Origin of the sequence: Streptomyces gottesmaniae, assembly GCF_031845845.1 — a bacterium.
In the GTDB taxonomy this organism is placed as follows: Bacteria; Actinomycetota; Actinomycetes; order Streptomycetales; family Streptomycetaceae; genus Streptomyces; species Streptomyces akebiae.
Genome location: NZ_JAVRFJ010000014.1, coordinates 42,385 through 64,726, shown reverse-complemented (window position 1 = coordinate 64,726; position 22,342 = coordinate 42,385). Strand labels below are relative to the sequence as shown.

The window sequence follows — 22,342 nt, the reverse complement described above, 5'->3', positions numbered from 1 at the left end:
ATGCGTGTACTCGTCGCCGGGGCCACCGGCGTGGTCGGACATCCGCTGGTGGGCGCCTTGCGGGCGCGGGGCCATCGGGTGAGCGCCCTGGTTCGGCAGGGGTCACGGGGCCGGGCCCCGGAGGCGGACGAGGTGGTGGTCGCCGACGCCCTGGACCGCGAGGCCGTGCTGTCGGCGGTGTCGGCCGCCCGGCCCGAGGTGGTCGTCCACCAGATGTCCGCCCTGCGGCTGCTGCGGGACGACCCGCCGGAGGCCTTCGTCCGCACGGCCCGCCTGCGCGTCGAGGGCACCGCCCACCTGATCGAGGCGGCCCGCGCGGCCGGCACGCGCCGACTGGTCGCCCAGTCCATCGCCTTCGCCGCCGCCCCGGCCGGCGGCCCGGTCCTCGACGAGGGGGCGCCCCTGTACGTCGACGCCCCCGACCCCGGCTGGGCCTCGACCGTACGGGCCGTCGCCGAGCTGGAACGGCAGGTGACGGCCGGCGCCCTGGAGGGTGTGGTGCTGCGCTACGGCACCCTGTACGGCCGCCGCACGGCGTACGCCCGCACCGGCGCCACCGCGCGATCCGTGCAGGCCGGCCGGCTGCCGCTGCCGGGCGGCGGGGCCGGGATCATGTCGTTCCTGCACGTCGAGGACGCGGTGGGAGCGGCCGTGACGGCCGTCGAGTCCGAGGCCACCGGGGTGTTCCATGTGACGGACGACGATCCGGCCCCCGCCGCGCAGTGGCTGCCGCACCTCGCCCGGATGCTCGCCGCTCCCTCCCCGCGCACGGTCCCGGCGGACCTCGCGCCCCGGCTCCTCGGCTGGTTCATGGCCCACCAGCTCACCTCCGCGCGCGGCGCCGCCAACGACAGGGCCCGTACCGTCCTGGGCTGGAAGCCGGCCAGACCGAGCTGGCGTGACGGGCTGGGCCAGGAATGACCCGTGCCGAGGACGCCCTCGCCGTCTGTGTGATCGGCGCCGGTCCGCGCGGGCTGTCCGTGCTGGAGCGGATCTGCGCCAACGCGGGCGGGGTCGGGCGGCCGGTCGAGGTCCACCTCGTCGATCCGTACCCGCCGGGCGCGGGCGCGGTCTGGCGCACGGACCAGCCGGGCGAGCTGCTGATGAACACGGTCGCCTCCCAGGTGACCCTGTTCACCGACGACAGCGTGGACTGCGCGGGACCGTCGGTGCCGGGACCGAGTCTGTACGCCTGGGCGTGCGCGATCCGCGACCGGGCCGCCGGGGAGGACCGCGCGTACGACCACGGTCAGGAGGTCGGCCGGGACGTCGTACGGGCGCTGCCCGCGCGGGTCGTGGAGGAGGCCCGGCGGCTCGGCCCCGACACCTATCCGACCCGCGCGTTCCACGGCCACTACCTGGAATGGGTCTTCCGGCACCTGTTACGCACGGCTCCCGCCCATGTGACGGTCCGCACCCACCGGACGACGGCGGTCGCGCTGACCGACGACCCCGCGACCGTGCGGAACGAGGACACCTCGGGCCGGCGGGGCGAGGCGGTCGCGGGCCGGCGGAGCGAGGCGGTCGCGGGCCGTTCGCAGCGGGTGACGCTGGCGAACGGCGACCGGCTGTCGGGGCTCGACGCGGTGGTGCTGGCCCTCGGTCACGGCGCTCTCACGCCGTCGACGGAGGAGCGCGCGCTGCGCTCCTTCGCCGACCGCCACGGCCTCGCCTACGTGGCCCCGGCCAACCCGGCCGACGCCGACCTGAGCGGGATCGCGCCGGGTACCCCGGTCGCCCTGCGGGGACTGGGCCTGAACTTCTTCGACTGCGTGGCCCTGCTCACCGAGGGCCGCGGCGGCACGTTCAAGGAGGGCGAGGCCGGTCTCGTGTACCTCCCGAGCGGCAACGAGCCCGTGCTGTACGCCGGTTCGCGGCGTGGCGTCCCGTACCACGCCCGGGGCGAGAACGAGAAGGGCGCGCTCGGGCGCCACGAGCCGCGTTTCCTGACCCCGGACGTCATCGCGGGGCTGCGCCGCCGGGTGGCCGACGGGCACCCCCTGGGCTTCCGCCAGGACCTCTGGCCGCTCGTCGACCGCGAGGTACGGACCGTCTACCACGAGGCGTGGATCCGCGCAGCCCGGGGACCGCAGGAGGCAGAGGAGTTCGTACGGTCGTGCCGCGCGGACGCGGACGGACGGGGCGAGGCGGCCCTGCTCGACCGTCACGCGGTCCCGCCCGGCGAGCGATGGGACTGGACGCGGATCGAACACCCCTACGGCGAGCGGAGGTTCACCGGCCGGGCCGACTTCCGCGGCTGGCTGCTGACGTATCTGCGCCGGGACGTCGCCGAGGCCCGCCGCGGCAATGTGCACGGCCCGTTGAAGGCGGCGCTGGACGCCCTGCGGGACCTGCGCAACGAGATCCGGCTCGTCGTCGACCACGGCGGAGTCTCCGGCGATTCGTACCGCGCCGAACTCGACGGCTGGTACACCCCGTTGAACGCCTTCACCTCGATCGGCCCGCCCGCCTTCCGTGTCGAGCAGCTGATCGCGCTGATCGAGGCGGAGGTCGTGCAGGTGCTCGGCCCGGGGATGCGCGTACGGGCGTGGGCGCCCGGCGCCCAGGTGGCGGAGGGCGCCGGCGAGGGCGGTTTCCTCGTGGACGCCGAGTCGGTGGACGACCCTCCGGTGCGGGTCGCCGCCCTGGTCGAGGCCCGGCTGCCCGCCGTGGACCTGCGGCGGAGCACCGACCCGCTGCTCCGCGGGCTGCTCGCGTCCGGCGCGTGCGGCCCCTACCGGCTGCCGGGCGGGACGGGTCACGAGCCCGGCGGGCTGGCGGTCACCGCCGGCCCGCCACGGCTGGTGGACGCGGCGGGCCGGCCGCATCCGCACCGGTTCGCCTTCGGGGTGCCGGTGGAGGGGGTGCGCTGGGTGACGGCGGTCGGCATCAGGCCCGGCGTCGGCTCGGTGACGCTGGAGGACTCGGACGCGATCGCCCGGGCGGCGCTGGGGCTCGAACCGGTACCGGAGCGGGGGCCGGGGTCGGAGCGAGGGCCGGCGCCGGGGCCGGAGCGGGGGCCGGGGCCGAGGTCCGGGAGCCACGAGGTCCCCGTCGTTCCACCCCCACCACGGACATCCGGCACGAGGAGTCGATGAGCATGAACGCGATGTCCGCGGGCACCGACGCGGGCCTGCTCGCCCCCACGTGGGCGGGCACACCCGTCGCGGCCGAGGTGACCGACGAGGCGTGGCTGCAGGCCATGCTGGACGCCGAAGTGGCCCTCGCCCGCGCCCAGCACGCGGTCGGGCTGACGCCCGCCGCCGCCGTGCGGACCATCGCCGAGGCGGCCCGCGCGGAACGGCTCGACCTGGTCGCGCTGGCCCACGCCGCCCGGGCGGCCGCCAACCCGGTGGTGGCCCTGGTCACCGTCTTCGGCGAAGCCGTCGCCGCGAGGGATCCGGCCGCCGCGGAGTATGTGCACCGGGGCTCCACCAGCCAGGACATCCTGGACTCGGCGGCGATGCTGATCGGCCGTCGGGTGCTCGATCTGATCGCGGCGGACCTGCGCCGCGTGATGGCCGCCCTCGCCTCCCTCGCCGACGCCCACCGTCACACCGTTCTCGCCGGCCGCACCCTCGCCCGGCACGCGGTGCCGACGACCTTCGGGCTGAAGGCGGCGGGGTGGCTGGAACTGGTCGCCGACGCGTCGGTACGGGTCCGGGCGGTCGCCGCGCGGCTTCCGGCGCAGCTGGGAGGAGCGGGCGGGACATTGGCCGCTTATCGGGAGTACGCGGTGATGGACCGCGGGGGCCTGGCCGGAACGGACGGCGGAACGGACCACGGAACAGACGGCGGCGACCCCGGCGAGGGCGGGCTGGAGCTGCTCAAGCCGTTCGCCGAAGCGCTGGGCCTCGCCGAGCCCACGCTCCCCTGGCACACCGTCCGGACTCCCGTCGCCGAACTCGGGGCCGCGCTCCAGCTCGTCACCGGGGCGCTCGGGAAGTTCGCGCTCGACGTGCAGACGCTGTCCCGGACGGAGATCGGTGAGCTGTCCGAGCCGGCGGGGGCCGGGCGCGGCGCCTCCTCGGCCATGCCGCAGAAGCGGAACCCCGCGCTGGCCACGCTGATCGTGTCGGCCGCCCGGCAGGTCCCCGCGCACGCCCTCGTGCTGGCGCAGTGTCTGCTCGCCGAGGACGAGCGGCCCGCCGGGGCGTGGCACGCCGAGTGGCAGCCGTTGCGGGAGGCGCTGCGGCTGACGGGCGGTGCCACGCACACCGCCGTCGAGCTCGCGGAAGGGCTGATCGTCCACCCGGAGCGCATGCGGGCCAACCTCGACCTGACCGGCGGCGCCATCGTCACCGAACGCCTGAACGTGGCGCTGGCCCCGGTGCTCGGCAAGGTCCGCGCGAAGAAGCTCCTGAGCGCCGCCTCGGCCGAGGCCGCCGACACCGGCCGCCCCCTGAGCGCGGTGCTGGCCGCCGACCCGGAACTGTCCGCCCGGTTCTCCCCCGACCGGCTCTCCGAACTGCTCGACCCCGCCCGGTACACGGGCGCGGCCGAGGCCCTGATCGACCGGGCCCTGCGCAGATACGACGAGCTGGGCGCGGAGCCGCGCGATCACGAGAAGAACGGAGGCACGCGGTGAGCACCGTGAGCCGGACGACCGCGGCACCGACCGCCCCACCCGCCCGCTCCTGGCCCGTCCTCCTGGTCGTGGTCTGCGCCCAGATGCTGATCTGGCTGGACACCTCGATCCTCAACGTCGCCGTCACCACCCTCGCCGACCCGGTGGAGGGCCTGGGCGCCACCCCCGGCGAACTGGAGTGGGTGGCGAGCGCGTACACCCTGGTCGTCGCCGGCACCCTGTTCGCGGGTGGCGCGCTGGCCGACCGTTTCGGCCCCCGGAACACACTGGTCGCGGGGCTAGCGCTGATCGGCGTGGCCTCCGGCGCGGGCGCGTTCGTGGACAGCCCGGCGTGGCTGATCGTGGCGCGGGCCTTCATGGGAGCGGGCAGCGGTCTGCTCATGCCCGCGACGCTGACGGTCATCGTGCAGAGCACCCCGGAGGAGAAACGCACCCGGGCGATCGCGATCTGGAGTTCGTCGAGCGGTCTCGGCGTGGCCGTCGGCCCCGTCGCGGGCGGGGCACTGCTCAGCCACTTCTGGTGGGGCTCGGTGTTCCTGGTCAACGTACCGATCGTGGCCCTGTGCCTGCTGGCGGTCCTGGCCGTCGTCCCCGACCTCGGCGGCTCCCGTCGCCGGGTGCTCGACCTGCCGGGCCTCGCCCTGTCGGTGCTCGGCCTGGGCGGCGTCGTCTACGGGGTCATCGAACTCGGCGGCGGCAGCTCCTGGTACGGCCCGCGCGTCCTGCTGCCCCTGGTGCTGGGCGGTGTGCTCCTGGCCGCGTTCGTCGCCGGTCAGCGCAGGTCCACGACGCCCAGTCTGGACCTGCGGCTGTTCCGGCAGCCCGGCTTCACGGCGGGCAGCGCGGTCCTGCTGATCGCCTTCATGGCACTGGCCGGTCACCTGTTCTACGCGGCCTTCTACCTCCAGGGGCCCCGGGGCCTCTCCCCCGCCGACGCGGGGACGGTGATGATCGCCGCCGCCGTCGGCATCGTCCTGGGCAGTCAGGCCTCCCCGGCGCTGAGCCGCCTGTGGTCGGCCCGCTGGACGGTCGCTTCCGGCGTCCTGGCCACCGCCCTCACCTACGTCGCCTACGCATGGCTCGACGGGCACACCCCCCTCTGGGTCGTCGCCGTCCTGCTGTGGATCCAGGGCTTCGGCATGGGCCTGGTCGGCACGCCGGTCACGGCCGTGATGATGCGCGGGGTGCCGCCGCAGCTCGCGGGTGCCGGTTCCGCCGTCAACAGCGTCACCCGGCAGGTCGGCGGCACCCTCGGTGTGGCGCTGGCCGGCTCGATCCTCTCCGGCGTCTACCGGCGGCGGATGGCCGACGCCGAACTGCCCGGCGCCACACCGGGCCTGTCCCCGGCAGCCGAGGAACAGGCCCGCTCCTCCCCCGAGGCGGCCCGCTCCCTGTCCCGTTCCCTGGACCTGCCCGGCCTGGCCACCACCGCCGACCGCGCCTTCCTCGACGCCATGGACGCCGCCACGCTCTCCGTCGCCGCCCTCGCGCTCGTCGGATGCGCGGTCGCCGTCGTGGGCCTGCGCACCCGGGCGCCGGACCCGGCACAGAACACCCCACACTCGGCAACGATCCCGTCGGACTCGGCGGAGACCCCGTCAGGCTCGACGGAGACCCCGTCGGGCTCGACGGAGAAAAGGACAGCGCGATGACACAGGCCACGGCCCGTTCGGTCTTCGTCACCGGCGGGAACAGGGGCATCGGGCTCGCCGTCGCCCGCCGTTTCGCGGCGGCCGGGGACCGGGTCACCGTGACCCACCGGGGCGAGGGACCTCCTGCCTCCGAGGGTCTCCTCGCCGTGCGGTGCGACGTGACGGACAGCGGTCAGATCGACCAGGCCTTCAAGGAGGCGGAGACCGCCCACGGCCCGGTCTCCGTCCTGGTCGCAGGCGCCGGCGCCGCCCAGGACCGGCTGCTGGTCCGGATGACCGAGGCGGACTTCACCTCGGTCGTCGACACCAACCTCACCGGGGCCTTCCGTGTCGCCCAGCGCGCGGTGCGGGGCATGCTGCGCGCGGGCCACGGCCGTATCGTCCTGATCTCCTCCACGGCCGCCCTGCGCGGCGCCCCCGGCCAGACCAACTACGCCGCGGCGAAGGCCGGTCTGGTCGGCTTCGCCCGCTCCCTCACCCAGGAACTCGGCCCCCGCGACATCACCTGCAACGTCGTCGCCCCCGGCCTCACCGAGACCGACATGAGCCGCGCCCTCACCGCGGAGCAGCGCAGCGCACTGCTGCGGACCACCCCCGCCGGACGCCTGGGCACCCCCGAGGAGGTCGCCGAGGCGGTGGCCTTCCTGGCCGACGCCGGGTACGTACGCGGCGCCGTGATCCCCGTCGACGGGGGCGCCGGACTGGGCCACTGAGGCCCGGCGAGGCCCTGGACCGCCGGGCCCCGCGGACCGGGTGGGGAAGTGGACGTCGCGCGGCCGCCCGCCTCCCCACCCCGTACGGCTACCGTCCGCGCAGCGCCCGGTACTTGGCGACCAGGGCCTTCGTGGACTCGTCCAGCCCCGGTACCTCGGCCCCTTCCGTGAGCGCCGGCTCGACGCGCTTGGCGAGGACCTTGCCCAGCTCGACGCCCCACTGGTCGAAGGAGTCGATGTTCCACACGGCACCCTGGACGAACACCTTGTGCTCGTACAGCGCGATCAGCTGGCCGAGGACCGACGGGGTCAGCTCCTTCGCCAGGATCGTGGTCGTCGGGTGGTTCCCCTTGAACGTCTTGTGCGGCACCAGCTCCTCCGGCACGCCCTCCGCCCGCACCTCGTCCGGTGTCTTGCCGAAGGCCAACGCCTGGGTCTGGGCGAAGAAGTTGGCCATCAGGAGGTCGTGCTGCGCCTTGAGCGGGTCACTGAGCTCGGCGACCGGCTCCGCGAACCCGATGAAGTCCGCGGGGATCAGCTTCGTGCCCTGGTGGATCAACTGGTAGTACGCGTGCTGCCCGTTCGTCCCCGGTGTACCCCAGACGACCGGCCCGGTCTGCCACTCCACCGGCGCCCCGTCCCGGCCCACGTACTTGCCGTTGGACTCCATGTCCAGCTGCTGGAGGTAGGCGGTGAACTTGGACAGGTAGTGGCTGTAGGGCAGCACCGCGTGCGACTGGGCGTCATGGAAGTTGCCGTACCAGATCCCCAACAGGCCCAGCAGCAGGGGCACATTGGACTCGGCGGGTGCCGTACGGAAGTGCTCGTCGACGATCCGGAATCCGTCGAGCATCTCCCGGAAGCGGTCGGGACCGATCGCGATCATCAGGGACAGCCCGATGGCCGAGTCGTAGGAGTACCGCCCGCCGACCCAGTCCCAGAACTCGAACATGTTGGCCGTGTCGATGCCGAAGTCCGACACCTTCTCGGCGTTCGTCGAGAGCGCCACGAAGTGCTTGGCGACGGCCTCGGAGCCGGCCTTCAGCTCGGTGAGCAGCCAGTCACGCGCGGAGGTCGCGTTGGTGATCGTCTCGATCGTGGTGAACGTCTTGGAGGCGATGATGAACAGCGTCTCCGCCGCGTCCAGGTCCCGCACCGCCTCGTGCAGATCGGCCCCGTCCACGTTGGACACGAAACGGACGGTAAGATCGCGGTCGGTGTAGGAGCGCAGCACCTCGTACGCCATCGCCGGGCCGAGGTCGGAGCCGCCGATCCCGATGTTGACGACGTTCTTGATACGCCTGCCCGTGTGGCCGGTCCACTCGCCGGAGCGGATGCGCTCGGCGAAGCCGCCCATCCTGTCGAGCACGGCGTGCACACCGGGCACCACGTTCTCGCCGTCGACCTCGATCACCGCGTCGCGCGGGGCGCGCAGCGCGGTGTGCAGGACGGCACGGTCCTCGGTGGTGTTGATCTTCTCGCCGCGGAACATGGCGTCCCGCAACCCGAACACGTCGGTCGCGACGGCCAGCTCGCGCAGCAGCCGCAGTGTCTCGTCGGTGACCAGATGCTTGGAGTAGTCGACGTGCAGATCGCCGACCTCCAGTGTGTACCCGGCGCCGCGTCCCGGGTCGGCCGCGAACAACTCGCGCAGCTGGACGTCACCCTGCTGCTCCCGGTGCTCGGCCAGCGCGTTCCACTCCGGCGTCTGGTTGAGCCTGGTACGGCTTTCTGCGTTCATCTCGGACTTCAGCCTTCTTTCCTACCTGGTCCTGCCTGCGTACCTTGCCCCGCTGCCGTTCCAACCTAATTGATCACGACGGAACACGAGCTGTCGTCCCCCGGTCGTCGGGCACAACAACAGATACGTCCGCCCTGAGCGCCGGTATCAGTGTGCCGACGGACGCGACGAAGAAGGCGGCGGCGGCGAGCAGGGCCGACGTGTGCGTCCTCCAGGCGGTGGCGCCGGCTCCGCCCAAAAGGGCACCGAGGGGCGGCACGGGGGTGCGCTGTGCATCACGGTCGTGGTGTTGACGTTGCGCACACCATCCCCATGGCGCCGAACACGGCGAGGCTCACCGCGAGCGCCACCGGACTGCGCACCGTGCCCATCGCGATGAACGCCCGCGATCCGCGCCCCACAAGCGAGCCACACGGCCCGCGCTCTCCCGACGCGGATCACCAGGCGTCCGTTCACCGCTCCCCCGGCGAGCCCGCCACGGCGTAGGCGGCCGTCACGTCGCGAACCCGACGTCGCACAGCCACGAGGGCGGCGGCATGGCCACCAGTCCGCCCGCGACCTGCTGACCGGTCATCAACCGGGCGCTCGCCGCGCCCAGGGCCTCCCGGCCCACCACCCCGGCAGCAGGGCGATGGAGGCCCCGTCGAGGGCCACGGCTCCCGCGAAGCCCGCCACCAGCAGCCCCCGCACGACGTCGACGACCCACATGACCCGCCGCTGTTCCACACGGTCGGCGACGGCCCCGCCGATCAGCCCGAACTCCAGCTCCATACGCCTCCGGCCGGGCACCCTCGGTGCCCGGCCGGTGTCGTTCGCTAGATCTCGCCCCGCAGTTTGGCGAGCGCCTCGGCGAGGATCGCCTCGCCGTCCGCGTCGCTGCGCCGCTCACGGACGTAGGCGAGGTGCGTCTTGTAGGGCTCGGTGCGCGGTGGGTCCGGCGGATTGTCCCGGTCCTGTCCGGCCGGGAAGCCGCAGCGCGGGCAGTCCCAGGTGTCGGGGACCTGTGCGTCGCTGGCGAAACTCGGCTGGGTCTCGTGTCCGTTGGAGCACCAGAAGGAGATGCGCAGCCGGGGTGCGGACTCGCCGCGCTCGGCTTCGCCCATCGGCCCCGCCCCGACCCGGCTTCCTCGGATCGCGTTGCCACTTGCCACGGTCGTAACTCCCTGCGTGATGGTGCGGCGAAGCGAGTCGGCGTTTCGCTTCGCTGCGAGCGCCTCAGTCTACGTAAGGCCCAACGCGCGTCCAGTGATTGGAGTTACATCCCGCCCACAGACGCAAGCCCCATGATAGGCCGCGCTCGAAGTCGCGTACCCGGCATGGGGCTTTACGTGCGGAATGGTGCGTCCGTGACGCGTTGTTCGCCGGTGTCGGCCTGAGGGTCAGTTGTTGACCTTCATCAGGATGCCGAGTACGACAATGCACGCGAACCACAGCAGACCGACCACGACGGTGATCCGGTCGAGGTTGCGCTCGGCGACCGAGGAGCCGCCGACGGAGGACTGCATACCGCCACCGAACATGTCGGAGAGGCCGCCGCCCTTGCCCTTGTGCATCAGCACCAGCAGCATCATCAGCAGGCTGAAGACGATCAGGGCGATCGAGAACCCCATAACCACGGCTGGACCAACTTCCTCGGATTCTGATGGACTGCGGGGACCGGCCGCGGCGGCCGGTCCCCGCAAGAGTACGACGTCTCGCTGCTACCGCCTACTCACTGGTCTTCGGTTCGCCGCCGGGGCGCTCCGATCCGGTGTCGACGAGCCGACCGTGCTCAGCCCTTCGGGCCTCCGCGCGCTCGACTCGTCGACACCGGCCGCGCCCCGGCGACTCACTGGTCGCGGAAGCGCACGATCTTGACGAACTCGTCGGCGTCCAGCGAGGCACCGCCGACGAGGGCGCCGTCGATGTCGGCCTGGGCCATGATCTCGGCGACGTTCCCGGCCTTGACGGAGCCGCCGTACTGGATGCGGACCTGGTCGGCCAGTTCCTGACCGTACAGCTCGGCGAGCTTGGCGCGGATGGCCGCGCAGACCTCCTGGGCGTCCTCGGCGCCGCAGACCTTGCCGGTGCCGATGGCCCAGACGGGCTCGTAGGCGATGACGACGGTCTCGGCGTGCTCGGCAGGGACGTCCTTGAGGCCGCCCTCGACCTGGGCGAGGGTGTGGGAGACGTGGTTGCCCGCCTCGCGGACCTCCAGCTCCTCGCCGACGCACAGGATCGGGGTCAGGCCGTGCTTGTAGGCGGCCTTGACCTTGGCGTTGACGATCTCGTCGGTCTCGTCGTGGTACTGGCGGCGCTCGGAGTGGCCGATCGCCACGAACGTGCACTTGAGCTTGGCCAGCATCGGGCCGGAGATCTCGCCGGTGTACGCGCCGGAGTCGTGGGCCGAGAGGTCCTGGGCGCCGTACTTGATCTTGAGCTTGTCGCCGTCGACCAGGGTCTGGACCGAGCGCAGGTCGGTGAAGGGCGGCAGGACCGCGACCTCACAGGCCTCGTAGTCCTTGTCGGCGAGGGCGAAGGCGAGCTTCTGGACGTGGGCGATGGCCTCGAGGTGGTTGAGGTTCATCTTCCAGTTGCCCGCCATCAGGGGCGTACGCGTGCTCATTGAGGGTCAGTCCTCCAGTGCGGCGAGGCCGGGGAGCGTCTTGCCCTCGAGGTATTCGAGGGAGGCGCCGCCACCGGTCGAGATGTGGCCGAATGCGTTCTCGTCGAAGCCCAGGATGCGCACGGCCGCGGCGGAGTCTCCGCCGCCGACGACCGTGAAGGCCTCGGAGTCGAGGAGTGCCTGGGCGACCGCCTTGGTGCCCTCGGCGAAATCGGGGTGCTCGAAGACGCCCATGGGGCCGTTCCAGAAGACGGTGGCGGCGTCGGCGATCTTCGAGGCGTACAGCGTGGCGGACTGAGGACCGATGTCCAGGCCCATCTGCCCGGTGGGCATGGCGTCCGCGGCGACCGAGGTGGCGTCGGCCGGGGCCTTGCTCTTCAGGTCCGGGAAGGCGGGCGCGACGACGGCGTCGACGGGCAGGACCAGTTCGACGCCGGTCTTCTCGGCGCGCTCCAGGTACTCGGTGACCGCGTCGAGCTGGTCCTCCTGGAGGAGGGAGCCGCCGACCTCGTACCCCTTGGCCTTGAGGAAGGTGTACGCCATGCCGCCGCCGATGAGGATGCGGTCGGCCTTGCCGAGCAGCTGGTCGATGACGGCGAGCTTGTCGGAGACCTTGGCGCCGCCGAGCGCGACGACGTAGGGGCGCTGGACGTCGTCGGTGAGCTTCCTCAGGACGCCGACCTCGGTGGCGATGAGGTAGCCGGCGTAGTGCGGCAGCCGGGCGGGGAGGTCGAAGACCGAGGCGTGCTTGCGGTGCACCGCGCCGAACCCGTCGCCGACGTAGACGTCCGCGAGGGCGGCCAGCTGATCGGCGAAGGCGCCGCGCTCGGCGTCGTCCTTGCTCGTCTCACCGGCGTTGAAGCGCAGGTTCTCGACCACGGCGACCTGGCCGTCGGTCAGGCCCGCGACCGTGGCGGTGGCGGACTCGCCGACCGTGTCCGTCGCGAAGGCCACGTCGGCGCCGAGGAGTTCACCGAGGCGGGCGGCGGCCGGGGCGAGGGAGAAGGCCGGGTCCGGGGCGCCCTTGGGGCGGCCGAGGTGGGAGGCGACGACGACGCGCGCGCCCGCCTCGGCCAGCGCCTTCACGGTGGGCAGGACGGCGCGGATGCGGCCGTCGTCGGTGATGGTGGTGCCGTCGAGCGGCACGTTGAGGTCGGCGCGGACGAAGACCCGCCGGCCGGCGACTGGCTCGGCGAGGAGCTCGTCGATCGTCTTCATGAAGAGGGCTCCCGAGGAGGACTTGTGGTGCTCGTGATCGTAGGAGGAACCGCTTGTGTACGTGAGTCAGGGCTCGGGCGACGCGTCCCTGCGCCGCCCGAGCCCTGCTCTCACACGGAAGTGCCCGCTCTGTCGATCAGAGCTGGCCGCCGACGAAGACCGTGAGGTCGACGAGGCGGTTGGAGTAGCCCCACTCGTTGTCGTACCAGCCGAGGATCTTCACCGAGTTCCCCTCCTGGACCATGGTCAGGGAGGAGTCGAAGGTGCAGGAGGCCGGGTCGCTGACGATGTCCGAGGAGACGATCGGGTCCTCGGTGTAGGCCAGGTAGCCCTTGAGGTCGCCGTCCTCGGAGGCCTTCTTGAACGCGGCGTTGACCTCGTCCTTGGTGACCTCGCGCTGCAGCGTGACGACCAGGTCGGTGGCCGAGCCGGTCGGGACCGGGACGCGCATCGCGATGCCGTCGAGCTTGCCCTTGAGCTGCGGGAGGACCAGCGCGGTGGCCTTCGCGGCGCCCGTGGTGGTCGGGATGATGTTCTCGGCGGCGGCGCGGGCGCGACGCAGGTCCGAGTGCGGGAAGTCCAGGATGCGCTGGTCGTTGGTGTAGGCGTGGACCGTCGTCATCAGACCCTTGACGATGCCGAAGTTCTCGTCGAGGACCTTGGCCATCGGCGCCACACAGTTGGTGGTGCAGGAGGCGTTGGAGATGACGTGGTGGTTCGCCGGGTCGTACTTGTCCTGGTTGACGCCCATCACGATGGTGATGTCCTCGTCCTTGGCCGGAGCCGAGATGAGGACCTTCTTGGCGCCGCCGGCGAGGTGCTTCTCGGCGTCGGCCTTCTTCGTGAAGATGCCGGTGGACTCGATGACGATGTCGACGCCCAGCTCGCCCCACGGGATGTCGGCGGGGTTGCGCTCGGAGAGGACCTTGATGGTGTGGCCGTCCACGGTGATCGTGTCGGCGGTGTTCGACACCTCGGCCTTGAGACGGCCCAGGATGGTGTCGTACTTCAGCAGGTGAGCGGTGGTCGCGGTGTCACCCAGGTCGTTGACAGCCACGATCTCGATGTCCGCACCCTGCTCCAGCAGCGCGCGGAAGTAGTTACGACCGATGCGGCCAAAGCCGTTGATGCCTACGCGGATCGTCACGAACCGATCTCCTCGTTGGTACGCCGGCTCAGTGCCGGCGAGCTGTATGGGATGTCCCCGACCGCCTACGACCCTACCTCCCCGGCACCCGTCGAGTGACATCGAGATGCCCTATACATGCCGGTGCGGTCCGTACTCACCGGTAGGGGTACGGACCGCCCTGGTTTTACAAGGTGATTACCTTTTGAGCGGCCCCCCGATCATCTGATTTCAGACGTCCGGAGGGCCGCCCACGAGGCCTTTCCTCAGCCGTTCGGCCCAGTCGGCGCTCAGTCCTTCAGCGCCGCCAGCGCCTTGCCGAGCAGTGCCTTGCGGTCGGCCGCCGAGACGACCTGCTCCAGACCGAAGCCCAGCAGCACCGTGTCGTCCGTGGTGACCGCGCCGAAGGTCTTGAACAGTTCACCCGACAGCCCCCAGTCCTTCACGACCGCCGGGCTGCCCGCGGGCGGGCCGGGGGTGCTCCAGGCACCGAGCGACGTCTCGAAGCCCTCCACCGCGCCGGGCGTGCCGCCGATGACGACGGAGGCGTTGTCGGCGAGGAGGCCGCGACCGCCGCTGCCGGGGTCGGTGACGTAGCTGAGCGACACCTCGACCGTCTTGCCGGCGTAGGCGGACAGGTCGAACTCGACCTGCTGCCAGCCGTCCGAGGCCCCGGTGAAGCTGTTCCAGGCGCCGCTGGTGCCGCTGGGCGTGCAACCCCCGGAGCCCACGGTCAGGTACCGCTTCAGGGCCGGATGGCCCTGGACGAAGAACCCGGCCTCGCACTCGGTGGGCACGGTGGTGGAGGTGGCACCGCCGGTGTCCGGCAGCGTCGTCCAGTCGTCCGCGCCGACCGTGTGCGCCTCCAGGAGGGCGTGGTCGTAGCCCTCCTCCGTGCTCCACAGCAGCTGGGTGCGCAGGGTGGGCTTGTCCGCCGCCGTGACCGAGGTGAGGTCGATGGTGCGGGTGAGCCGGTTCCAGGCGTAGTCGGTGTGCGTGGCGGCCGCCATGGACGCGCCCGCGTACGGGCCGTACGGGTTGACGGTCCCGGGGTACTGGCCCGCGCCGGCGCTCGCGAACTGCGGGAACGTCTCCACGGGCAGGGCGTCGGAGGTGACACCGAACGATCCGGCGGTGTTCAGCGGGTTCCCGGGCGCGTCGCCGAGGGTTCCCGAGAAGCCGTCGAGCTTGGCCAGACCCGCGAAGGCGGTGGCGTTCGGCAGGGAGGTACGGCTGTAGGCGCCCAGGTAGTACTGGCTGAAATCGTTCGACAGGGTGCCGCCGCCGAGGTCCACGGAGCCGCCGGCGCTCTCGCCCGCCTCGATCAGCTTGCCGCCCTCGTTGAGGTAGGCGCGCAGGGCGAGCTGGGTGGCGACGCCCGGCCGGACGGCGCCCGTGTAGTGCACGACCTGCTTGAAGTGCTTCAGCACGCCGAGCGCGTCGGGCGCGCCCTGGGTCGCGACGTCCCAGACGAGCGCCTTCTTGCCGTTGGCCTTCAGCGCGTCCACATAGACCTGTGTCTGGGTCGCGGTCGCGCCCTCCTCGGCGACGACGAGCGTGTCGGCCTTGGGGCGTTCGGCGATCGTGTAGGTGAAGCGCTCGCTCTTGGTCGGCTTGCCGCTCTTCGTCTCGCCGGTGAACCAGATCTCGACCTTGTCGCCCGGCTCGCCGTCCTGCACCTTGGCCCGGTACTCGTCGAAGTACAGGTTGTCCGCGCCGCCGAACGTCTCACCGCCCTTCCAGGCCTTGAGCGTCTGGTCGTACGTACGGCCGCGGCCGTTGATCCGGTACTTCAGCTCCTTGTCGCGCACGGACTTGCGGGCGACGACGGAGATCGTCTGATCGGCGCCGCGCGAGTACGACGTGGTGAAGGCGGCCGGGGTGAAGTCGGGGGCGTCGATGCCGACCGAGGACTTCGGCTGGTCGGGCTTGACGGCGGACTCGGCGACGGAGAGCGCGAAGGGGATGTTCTTCTCGAACTCCTGCTGGATCAGTTTCTCGTCGTCCGGGAACGTGAAGACCGAGGCGCAGTCCTCGGGCTTCCAGGCATCGTCCGGGTCGATGTTCGACGCGGTCTGGCAGGTCGACATCTCGGGGGTGAAGAACGCCGCGCCGTTGACGTTGGAGGCGTGGCCGTTCGCCTCGCCGTTCGTCGTGTACAGCTCGGAGGAGAGCTGGGGGTGGTACCCGGGGATCGCGGGGTTCTCCGGGGTGCCGGCCAGCGACTTGTAGAGCACGTCGTCGGGGCTGGGGCTGGCCACCTGCCAGCCGACGCCGTAGAGGATGAGTTCGGCGGCCGAGTGGTAGTTGATGCCGTACTCGAAGCCGATGCGCTTCTCGAAGGCGTCCAGGACCTTGGTCTCGGGCTCCGAGTTCGGGCCGTCGCCGCGGTAGGTCTCGCTGGTGGGGAACGGGGAGGAGCCCTCGTTGTCGTAGCCCCACTTGTAGGCGAAGTTGCGGTTGAGGTCGACGCCGTCGCCGACGGTGATGGCGTTGTCGCCGTTGACGTCCCGCAGGTTCTTGCGCCACTGGCGGTTGCCGTCGGCCTGGTGCGTGAAGTCGTAGCCGTCCGGGTTGGCGGAGATCACGAACCACAGCTCGGTGGAGTCGACGATCTTCTTGATCCGCTTGTCCGTCTTGTAGTTGTCCAGGTAGTGGTGCATCAGGCGCCGGGTCATCTCCGGCGTGATCCACTCACGGGCGTGCTGGTTGGACAGGTACAGCACGGACGGTTTGGCGCCGTCCTTGGTCTTCTTCGCGTTCTTGCTGAGTTTGACCGCGAGGATGTCCTGGCCCCGCAGGGTCTTGCCGAGGGAGACCACCTTGGTCAGGGAGGGGTGCTCCTGACCCGTCCGGAGGATCTCCTCCTTGAGGTTGCCGGCGCCGCTGTAGGGGCGGTAGACCCCGTCGCCCGCCGCGTCCACGCGCGCCTCCGCCTTGCTGGTGAGGCGGTGTTCCCTCAGCTCGACGCCCTGCTCCTCGAGGGCGTCCGCCTGCTTGTCGGTGAGGTAGACCTCGACCGACGCGGTGCCCTTCTCCGGCGCCTGCTCGCTGAGTTCGTGACCGTCCTGCCCGGCCGCGAGCAGCAGCGGTATCTGCTTCTTCGTCACCTCGGCGCGGAAGACCTTGACTTCCTCGGTGTCCGAGCCGTCGTTCTCGGCCGCCTGGGCGAGCGGTGCGAGTCCCGCACCGCCGCCCAGCAGGAGCGCGCCGGCAGCGAGGATCGATCTCGCTCTTCGTCTCATGAGCCCCCCTTGGAGTGGTTCACCCCAGTAGCGAACAGACGCCAGGCTCATGTCAGATCTGGGCCAAGTCAAGGAGGCCTCACAGGCCAATCACGGAATTCACGCAGAAAGCGGGAAGCCGGTGCCGACAGCCCCAAATGAGCGTCGGCACCGGCGAGTTGAGCTTTCCGGGGGTGGTGTCACCCCACGAGATTCTCGGCCATCTCCTCGGTGAGGCTGGCCTCGGTCCCCGGGATGCCGAGGTCCGAGGCGCGCTTGTCGGCCATGGCGAGCAGCCGCCGGATCCGTCCCGCGACGGCGTCCTTGGTCAGCGGGGGGTCGGCGAGCGCGCCCAGCTCCTCCAGGGAGGCCTGCTTGTGCTCCATGCGCAGTCGTCCGGCTGCCGCGAGGTGCTCGGGGACGTCGTCGGCCAGGATCTCCAGGGCGCGGCCCACCCGGGCGCCGGCGGCGACGGCGGCACGGGCCGAGCGGCGGAGGTTGGCGTCGTCGAAGTTGGCGAGCCGGTTCGCCGTGGCCCGGACCTCGCGGCGCATCCGGCGCTCCTCCCACGCCAGCACGGACTCGTGGGCGCCGAGACGGGTCAGGAGCGCGCCGATGGCGTCCCCGTCCCGTACGACGACCCGGTCCACGCCCCGCACCTCGCGCGCCTTCGCCCCGATCGACAGCCGGCGGGCGGCGCCGACCAGTGCGAGGGCGGCCTCCGGGCCCGGGCAGGTCACCTCCAGGGAGGACGAACGGCCGGGTTCGGTGAGCGAGCCGTGGGCCAGGAAGGCGCCGCGCCAGGCCGCCTCCGCGTCGCAGGTGGCCCCGGAGACCACCTGGGGCGGCAGACCGCGGATCGGCCGGCCCCGCCCGTCCACCAGGCCGGTCTGGCGGGCCAGCTGGTCACCGCCGGCGACCACCCGGACGACGTAACGGGAACCGCGGCGCAGACCGCCGGGTGCCATCACGATCAGTTCGGAGCCGTGGCCGAAGATCTCCGCGATGTCCCGCTTGAGGCGGCGGGCCGCCATCGCGGTGTCCAGCTCCGCCTCGATCACGATGCGGCCGCTCACCAGGTGCAGCCCGCCCGCGAACCGCAGGATCGCCGAGACCTCCGCCTTTCTACAGCAGGTCCGGGTGACGGGTAGCCGGGAGATCTCGTCCTTCACCGCTGCCGTCATCGCCATGGGCCGATCCTTCCATGCATCCGAAAAATACGGTCGTACGCGGCGGCCAACAGCTCCGGATCATGCCGCGGAGATCCGTCGGTCCGGGCCACCGGCGCCAGCTCGACCGCGGCGCCGAACCCTTTGGCGGCGTCGGTCAGGGAGTCGCGGTCGGGCACGGCGGCCTCGTCGGCCAGCACCACGTCCAGGGCGAGTTTAGGGGCGTGTCGTGCCAAAACCTCCAAATGACGCTGCGGGGAGAAGCCATCGGTTTCTCCGGGCTGCGGGGCGAGGTTCAGCGACAGCACGAGTCGGGCCTTGGTCTCGGTGAGGGCGTCGAGCAACTCGGGCACGAGCAGGTGCGGGATCACCGAGGAGAACCAGGAGCCGGGGCCGAGGACCACCCAGTCGGCGTCGCGGACCGCGGCCACGGCCTCCGGGACGGCGGGCGGGTCGTGCGGCACGACGTGCACGGACTGCACCTCGCCGGGGGTGAGCGCCACGGTCGCCTGCCCCCGCACGGTGTCGACCTCGTCCGGGCGGGCCGGATCGTGCCCCTTGACCAGCGCCTGGAGCTCCAGCGGGACCGCGGACATGGGCAGCACCCGGCCCTGGGCGCCGAGCAGCCTGCCCACCAGGTCGAGGGCCTGGACGTGGTCGCCGAGCTGTTCCCACAGGGCGACGATCAGCAGATTGCCGACCGCGTGCTCGTGCAGGTCGCCCTTGGACTGGAAGCGGTGCTGGATGACGCGGGCCCAGGTCTGGCCCCAGTCGTCGTCGCCGCAGAGCGCGGCCAGCGCCTTGCGCAGATCGCCGGGCGGCAGGACGCCCAGCTCGTCACGGAGGCGTCCGCTGGAACCGCCGTCGTCGGCCACGGTGACGACGGCGGTGAGGTCGCCGGTGATCCGGCGCAGCGCGGCGAGCGAGGCCGACAGGCCCATACCGCCGCCGAGCGCGACGACCTTGGGCTGGGCACCCCGACGGCGAGGCCTTGCCCCGCGGGCCTCGGCGGGCTGGCCCGCTCGGCCCTCGGGGGTGACGCGGCGCAGTCTGCCCAACCGCAGAGCAGCACGTCCGGTCACTCGCGCCCCATGTCCCGGTGCACGACCACGGTCTCGACGCCCTGGGAGGCGAGGCGGGCCGCCAGCTTCTCGGACGTGGCGACCGAGCGGTGCTTGCCTCCGGTGCAGCCGACCGCGATGGTCACGTACCGCTTGCCCTCGCGGCGGTAGCCGGCGGCGATCATCTGCAGCAGCTCGGTGTAGCGGTCGAGGAACTCCTTGGCGCCGGGCTGGTTGAAGACGTACGCGGAGACCTCCTCGTTGAGGCCGGTGTACGGGCGCAGCTCCGGGACCCAGTGCGGGTTGGGCAGGAAGCGCATGTCGACGACCAGGTCGGCGTCGACGGGGAGGCCGTACTTGTAGCCGAAGGACATGACGGTCGCCCGCAGCTCGGGCTCCTCCTCTCCCGCGAACTGGGCGTCCATCTTGGCGCGCAGCTCGTGCACGTTCAGGCTGGAGGTGTCGATGACCAGGTCGGCGTCGCCGCGCAGCTCGCGCAGCAGCTCCCGCTCGGCGGCGATCCCGTCGACGATGCGGCCGTCGCCCTGGAGGGGGTGCGGGCGGCGCACCGACTCGAAGCGGCGCACCAGGGCGTCGTCGGAGGACTCCAGGAAGACGATCCGCCGGGTGACGTGCTTGGTCTCCAGGTCGGCGAGCGAGTCGCGGAGGTTGTCGAAGAAGCGGCGGCCGCGGACGTCGACGACGACCGCGATCCGCGCCACGTTCCCCTGGGAGCGGGCGCCGAGCTCCACCATGGTGGGGATCAGCGCGGGCGGCAGGTTGTCGACGACGAACCAGCCGAGATCCTCCAGACACTTGGCGGCCGTCGACCGTCCGGCGCCGGACATGCCGGAGATGATGACCAGCTCGGGGATGGCCGCCTCGGGGACCCCGGCTGTTTCGATGCCCGTACTCACGTGTGCTCCGTCTTCCTGTGGCGCTGGGTGCGGGGAGGTGTCGTCGCCCGCCGCGCTGGGGGCCGACCCGCGCTCCGCTGTGTGCTCGTGGTGCTGCTGTTCTGGACGCTCTGAGCGCTCAGGGGGTTCTGCGTGGTCCGGGGGTCCCGGACGCTCGTCGTGCTCGGTCATGTCTCCTGCCCTCGCCGCCGGTCCGGGGCACCCGCGGCCACGGGCTCCCCAGAGGGGTCCGCCGTCGTACCGGGCTCCTCTTCCTCCATGATCTCTCCGGTCGCCGTGTTCACGGCGGGTGCGGCCGGAGCCACCTGCGCGAGGGCCGCGGCGATCGTCTCGGCCGTCTTGCGCCCTATACCGGGAACCTCGCAGATCTGCTCGATCGTCGCGGAGCGCAGCTTCTTCAGCGAGCCGAAGTGCTTCAGCAGGGCCTGCTTGCGAGCCTCCCCGAGGCCGGGCACGTCGTCCAAGGGGCTCGCCCGGAAGCGCTTGGCGCGTTTGGTGCGCTGATAGGTGATGGCGAAGCGGTGGGCCTCGTCGCGGACGCGCTGGAGCAGATAGAGTCCCTCGCTGGTGCGGGGCAGGACCACCGGGTCGTCCTCGCCGGGCACCCAGACCTCCTCCAGGCGCTTGGCGAGGCCGCAGACGGCGATGTCGTCGATGCCCAGTTCGTCGAGCGCCCGGCGGGCGGCGGCCACCTGCGGCTGCCCGCCGTCGACGACGACGAGCTGGGGCGGGTAGGCGAACCGCTTGGGGCGGCCGTCCTCCTCGGTGAAGGCGTTCCCCTCGTGCCCGGCGTTCCCGTCCTCCTCCTCGACCCACTCGCCGGTCTTCTCCTTCTCCGCGAGGTAGCGCCGGAAGCGGCGGGCGATGACCTCGTGCATGGAGCGGACGTCGTCCTGTCCCTCGCCGTGCCAGACCTGGGTGTCTCCGACCCGGCCCTTGATCTGGAAGCGGCGGTACTCGCTCTTGCGGGCCAGCCCGTCCTCGAAGACGACCATGGAGGCCACGACGTCGTCGCCCTGGAGGTGGGAGATGTCGTAGCACTCGATCCTGAGCGGCGCGCTGTCCAGGTCGAGGGCCTCGGCGATCTCCTCCAGGGCGCGGGAGCGGGTGGTGAGGTCGGAGGCGCGCTTGGTCTTGTGCAGCACGAGCGACTGCTGGGCGTTGCGCGCGACCGTCTCCATGAGCGCCTTCTTGTCCCCGCGCTGCGGGATGCGCAGGGAGACGCCCGCCCCTCGGCGGCCGGTGAGCCATTCCTGCACGGGTCCGACGGGGTCGGGCAGCGCCGGGACGAGGACCTCCTTGGGCACGGAGTCGCCCGTCTCCTCGCCGTACAGCTGCTGGAGCGCGTGTTCGACGAGGTCACCGGTGGTGACGGCCTCGACCTTGTCGGTGACCCAGCCGCGCTGGCCGCGCACCCGTCCGCCGCGGACGTGGAAGATCTGGACGGCCGCCTCCAGCTCGTCCTCGGCGACGGCGATGAGGTCGGCGTCGGTCGCGTCGGCGAGCACGACCGCGTTCTTCTCCATGGCCTTCTTCAGGGCCTCGATGTCGTCACGCAGCCGGGCGGCCCGCTCGTACTCCATCTCCTCGGCCGCGTCCGTCATCTGCTTCTCCAGCCGACGGATGTACGTGCCCGTGCGCCCGGCCATGAAATCGCTGAACTCGTCGGCCAGTTCGCGGTGGTCCTCGGCGGAGATCCGGTCGACGCAGGGGGCCGAGCACTTGCCGATGTAGCCGAGCAGACAGGGGCGGCCGGTGCGGGTCGCGTTCTTGAAGACCCCGGCGGAGCAGGTGCGTACGGGGAACACGCGCAGCAGCAGGTCGACGGTGTCGCGGATCGCCCACGCGTGGGCGTACGGCCCGAAGTACCGCACGCCCTTCTTCTTGTGACCGCGCATCACCTGCACGCGCGGGTACTGCTCGTTCATCGTGACGGCGAGGTACGGGTAGCTCTTGTCGTCGCGGTACTTGACGTTGAAGCGGGGGTCGAACTCCTTGATCCAGGAGTACTCCAGCTGAAGCGCCTCGACCTCCGTGGACACCACGGTCCACTCCACGGAGGCGGCCGTGGTGACCATCGAGCGGGTGCGCGGATGAAGGCCGGCCAGGTCCTGGAAGTAGTTGGCCAGGCGCTGACGCAGGCTCTTCGCCTTCCCGACGTAGATCACCCGGCGGTGCTCGTCACGGAACTTGTACACCCCGGGGGAGTCCGGGATCTGCCCCGGGCTGGGGCGGTAGCTGGAGGGATCGGCCATGCTCCACACCCTACTGGCGGGGAGTGACAACCCGGGGGGCCCTGTGGACAAGGCCCCGTCCCGTCACGCGCCA

The 22,342-nt window shown here is 71.7% G+C and carries 17 protein-coding genes; 5 read left to right on the top strand and 12 right to left on the bottom strand.

The window, feature by feature from the left end:
- The 5 genes from avaA7 to fabG are packed head-to-tail and all read left to right on the top strand — an operon-like array spanning window position 1 to window position 6,953.
- A complete protein-coding gene (avaA7, locus tag RM704_RS17615; RefSeq protein WP_033526614.1) occupies window positions 1-921 on the top strand; it encodes a 3-diazoavenalumate denitrifying reductase in 921 nt (306 codons plus the stop codon).
- On the top strand, window positions 918-3,098 hold the full coding sequence (locus RM704_RS17610; RefSeq protein WP_033526615.1) for an FAD/NAD(P)-binding protein: 2,181 nt from the start codon (window positions 918-920) through the stop codon (window positions 3,096-3,098). Before avaA7 ends, RM704_RS17610 begins: the two co-directional genes overlap by 4 nt.
- Window positions 3,099-3,100: 2 nt before the next feature.
- Window positions 3,101-4,588 carry a nitrosuccinate lyase gene (locus RM704_RS17605; protein WP_052145962.1) on the top strand — a complete coding sequence of 496 codons (1,488 nt, stop codon included), beginning with the start codon at window positions 3,101-3,103 and terminating at the stop codon, window positions 4,586-4,588.
- Window positions 4,585-6,240 (top strand): MFS transporter, encoded by a 1,656-nt coding sequence (locus RM704_RS17600; RefSeq protein WP_078937058.1) that lies wholly within the window; start codon window positions 4,585-4,587, stop codon window positions 6,238-6,240. Before RM704_RS17605 ends, RM704_RS17600 begins: the two co-directional genes overlap by 4 nt.
- Window positions 6,237-6,953, top strand: coding sequence for a 3-oxoacyl-ACP reductase FabG (gene fabG / locus RM704_RS17595; RefSeq protein WP_033526616.1), 717 nt, complete (start codon window positions 6,237-6,239; stop codon window positions 6,951-6,953). Before RM704_RS17600 ends, fabG begins: the two co-directional genes overlap by 4 nt.
- Window positions 6,954-7,041: 88 nt before the next feature.
- Here fabG and pgi read toward each other — a convergent pair whose 3' ends face one another.
- The 12 genes from pgi to uvrC all read right to left on the bottom strand — a co-directional run bounded on the left by pgi (window position 7,042) and on the right by uvrC (window position 22,269).
- Complete coding sequence (gene pgi, locus RM704_RS17590) at window positions 7,042-8,694, bottom strand: glucose-6-phosphate isomerase (protein WP_033526617.1); 1,653 nt, start codon at window positions 8,692-8,694, stop codon at window positions 7,042-7,044.
- A 573-nt stretch (window positions 8,695-9,267) separates the two neighbouring features.
- Window positions 9,268-9,465: a hypothetical protein gene (locus RM704_RS17585; RefSeq protein ID WP_033526618.1), complete on the bottom strand. Its 198-nt coding sequence runs from the start codon at window positions 9,463-9,465 to the stop codon at window positions 9,268-9,270.
- Window positions 9,466-9,509: 44 nt separating this feature from the next.
- On the bottom strand, window positions 9,510-9,845 hold the full coding sequence (locus tag RM704_RS17580; protein WP_003957010.1) for an RNA polymerase-binding protein RbpA: 336 nt from the start codon (window positions 9,843-9,845) through the stop codon (window positions 9,510-9,512).
- 228 nt (window positions 9,846-10,073) lie between these two features.
- The gene (secG, locus tag RM704_RS17575; protein ID WP_029181151.1) at window positions 10,074-10,304 is read right to left on the bottom strand and encodes a preprotein translocase subunit SecG; all 231 of its coding nucleotides are present in this window, start codon (window positions 10,302-10,304) and stop codon (window positions 10,074-10,076) included.
- A 218-nt stretch (window positions 10,305-10,522) separates the two neighbouring features.
- A complete protein-coding gene (gene tpiA, locus RM704_RS17570) occupies window positions 10,523-11,299 on the bottom strand; it encodes a triose-phosphate isomerase (protein WP_033526619.1) in 777 nt (258 codons plus the stop codon).
- Window positions 11,300-11,305: 6 nt separating this feature from the next.
- Window positions 11,306-12,517: a phosphoglycerate kinase gene (locus RM704_RS17565; RefSeq protein WP_033526620.1), complete on the bottom strand. Its 1,212-nt coding sequence runs from the start codon at window positions 12,515-12,517 to the stop codon at window positions 11,306-11,308.
- A 136-nt stretch (window positions 12,518-12,653) separates the two neighbouring features.
- On the bottom strand, window positions 12,654-13,664 hold the full coding sequence (gene gap, locus RM704_RS17560; protein ID WP_033526621.1) for a type I glyceraldehyde-3-phosphate dehydrogenase: 1,011 nt from the start codon (window positions 13,662-13,664) through the stop codon (window positions 12,654-12,656).
- A gap of 269 nt (window positions 13,665-13,933) precedes the next feature.
- Window positions 13,934-16,888, bottom strand: a complete 2,955-nt coding sequence (locus RM704_RS17555) for a M14 family metallopeptidase (protein WP_033526622.1) — start codon at window positions 16,886-16,888, stop codon at window positions 13,934-13,936.
- A gap of 179 nt (window positions 16,889-17,067) precedes the next feature.
- Complete coding sequence (gene whiA / locus RM704_RS17550) at window positions 17,068-18,057, bottom strand: DNA-binding protein WhiA (RefSeq protein WP_033526623.1); 990 nt, start codon at window positions 18,055-18,057, stop codon at window positions 17,068-17,070.
- Window positions 18,048-19,118, bottom strand: coding sequence for a gluconeogenesis factor YvcK family protein (locus RM704_RS17545; protein WP_033526624.1), 1,071 nt, complete (start codon window positions 19,116-19,118; stop codon window positions 18,048-18,050). The genes whiA and RM704_RS17545 overlap by 10 nt, the downstream gene beginning before the upstream one ends.
- Window positions 19,115-20,185, bottom strand: a complete 1,071-nt coding sequence (gene rapZ / locus RM704_RS17540) for an RNase adapter RapZ (RefSeq protein ID WP_078937059.1) — start codon at window positions 20,183-20,185, stop codon at window positions 19,115-19,117. Before rapZ ends, RM704_RS17545 begins: the two co-directional genes overlap by 4 nt.
- The gene (uvrC, locus tag RM704_RS17535; protein WP_033526626.1) at window positions 20,182-22,269 is read right to left on the bottom strand and encodes an excinuclease ABC subunit UvrC; all 2,088 of its coding nucleotides are present in this window, start codon (window positions 22,267-22,269) and stop codon (window positions 20,182-20,184) included. Before uvrC ends, rapZ begins: the two co-directional genes overlap by 4 nt.
- Window positions 22,270-22,342 lie beyond the last annotated feature (73 nt).

Bases quoted from the DNA above. Each gene is read 5' to 3' on its own strand.
- avaA7 (WP_033526614.1), top strand. From the start codon at position 1: ATGCGTGTACTCGTCGCCGGGGCCACCGGCGTGGTCGGACATCCGCTG.
- RM704_RS17565 (WP_033526620.1), bottom strand. From the start codon at position 12,517: ATGAAGACGATCGACGAGCTCCTCGCCGAGCCAGTCGCCGGCCGGCGG.
- RM704_RS17555 (WP_033526622.1), bottom strand. From the start codon at position 16,888: ATGAGACGAAGAGCGAGATCGATCCTCGCTGCCGGCGCGCTCCTGCTG.
- secG (WP_029181151.1), bottom strand. From the start codon at position 10,304: ATGGGGTTCTCGATCGCCCTGATCGTCTTCAGCCTGCTGATGATGCTG.
- rapZ (WP_078937059.1), bottom strand. From the start codon at position 20,185: ATGACCGAGCACGACGAGCGTCCGGGACCCCCGGACCACGCAGAACCC.
- pgi (WP_033526617.1), bottom strand. From the start codon at position 8,694: ATGAACGCAGAAAGCCGTACCAGGCTCAACCAGACGCCGGAGTGGAAC.
- tpiA (WP_033526619.1), bottom strand. From the start codon at position 11,299: ATGAGCACGCGTACGCCCCTGATGGCGGGCAACTGGAAGATGAACCTC.
- RM704_RS17605 (WP_052145962.1), top strand. From the start codon at position 3,101: ATGAACGCGATGTCCGCGGGCACCGACGCGGGCCTGCTCGCCCCCACG.
- whiA (WP_033526623.1), bottom strand. From the start codon at position 18,057: ATGGCGATGACGGCAGCGGTGAAGGACGAGATCTCCCGGCTACCCGTC.
- fabG (WP_033526616.1), top strand. From the start codon at position 6,237: ATGACACAGGCCACGGCCCGTTCGGTCTTCGTCACCGGCGGGAACAGG.
- RM704_RS17610 (WP_033526615.1), top strand. From the start codon at position 918: ATGACCCGTGCCGAGGACGCCCTCGCCGTCTGTGTGATCGGCGCCGGT.
- uvrC (WP_033526626.1), bottom strand. From the start codon at position 22,269: ATGGCCGATCCCTCCAGCTACCGCCCCAGCCCGGGGCAGATCCCGGAC.
- RM704_RS17585 (WP_033526618.1), bottom strand. From the start codon at position 9,465: ATGGAGCTGGAGTTCGGGCTGATCGGCGGGGCCGTCGCCGACCGTGTG.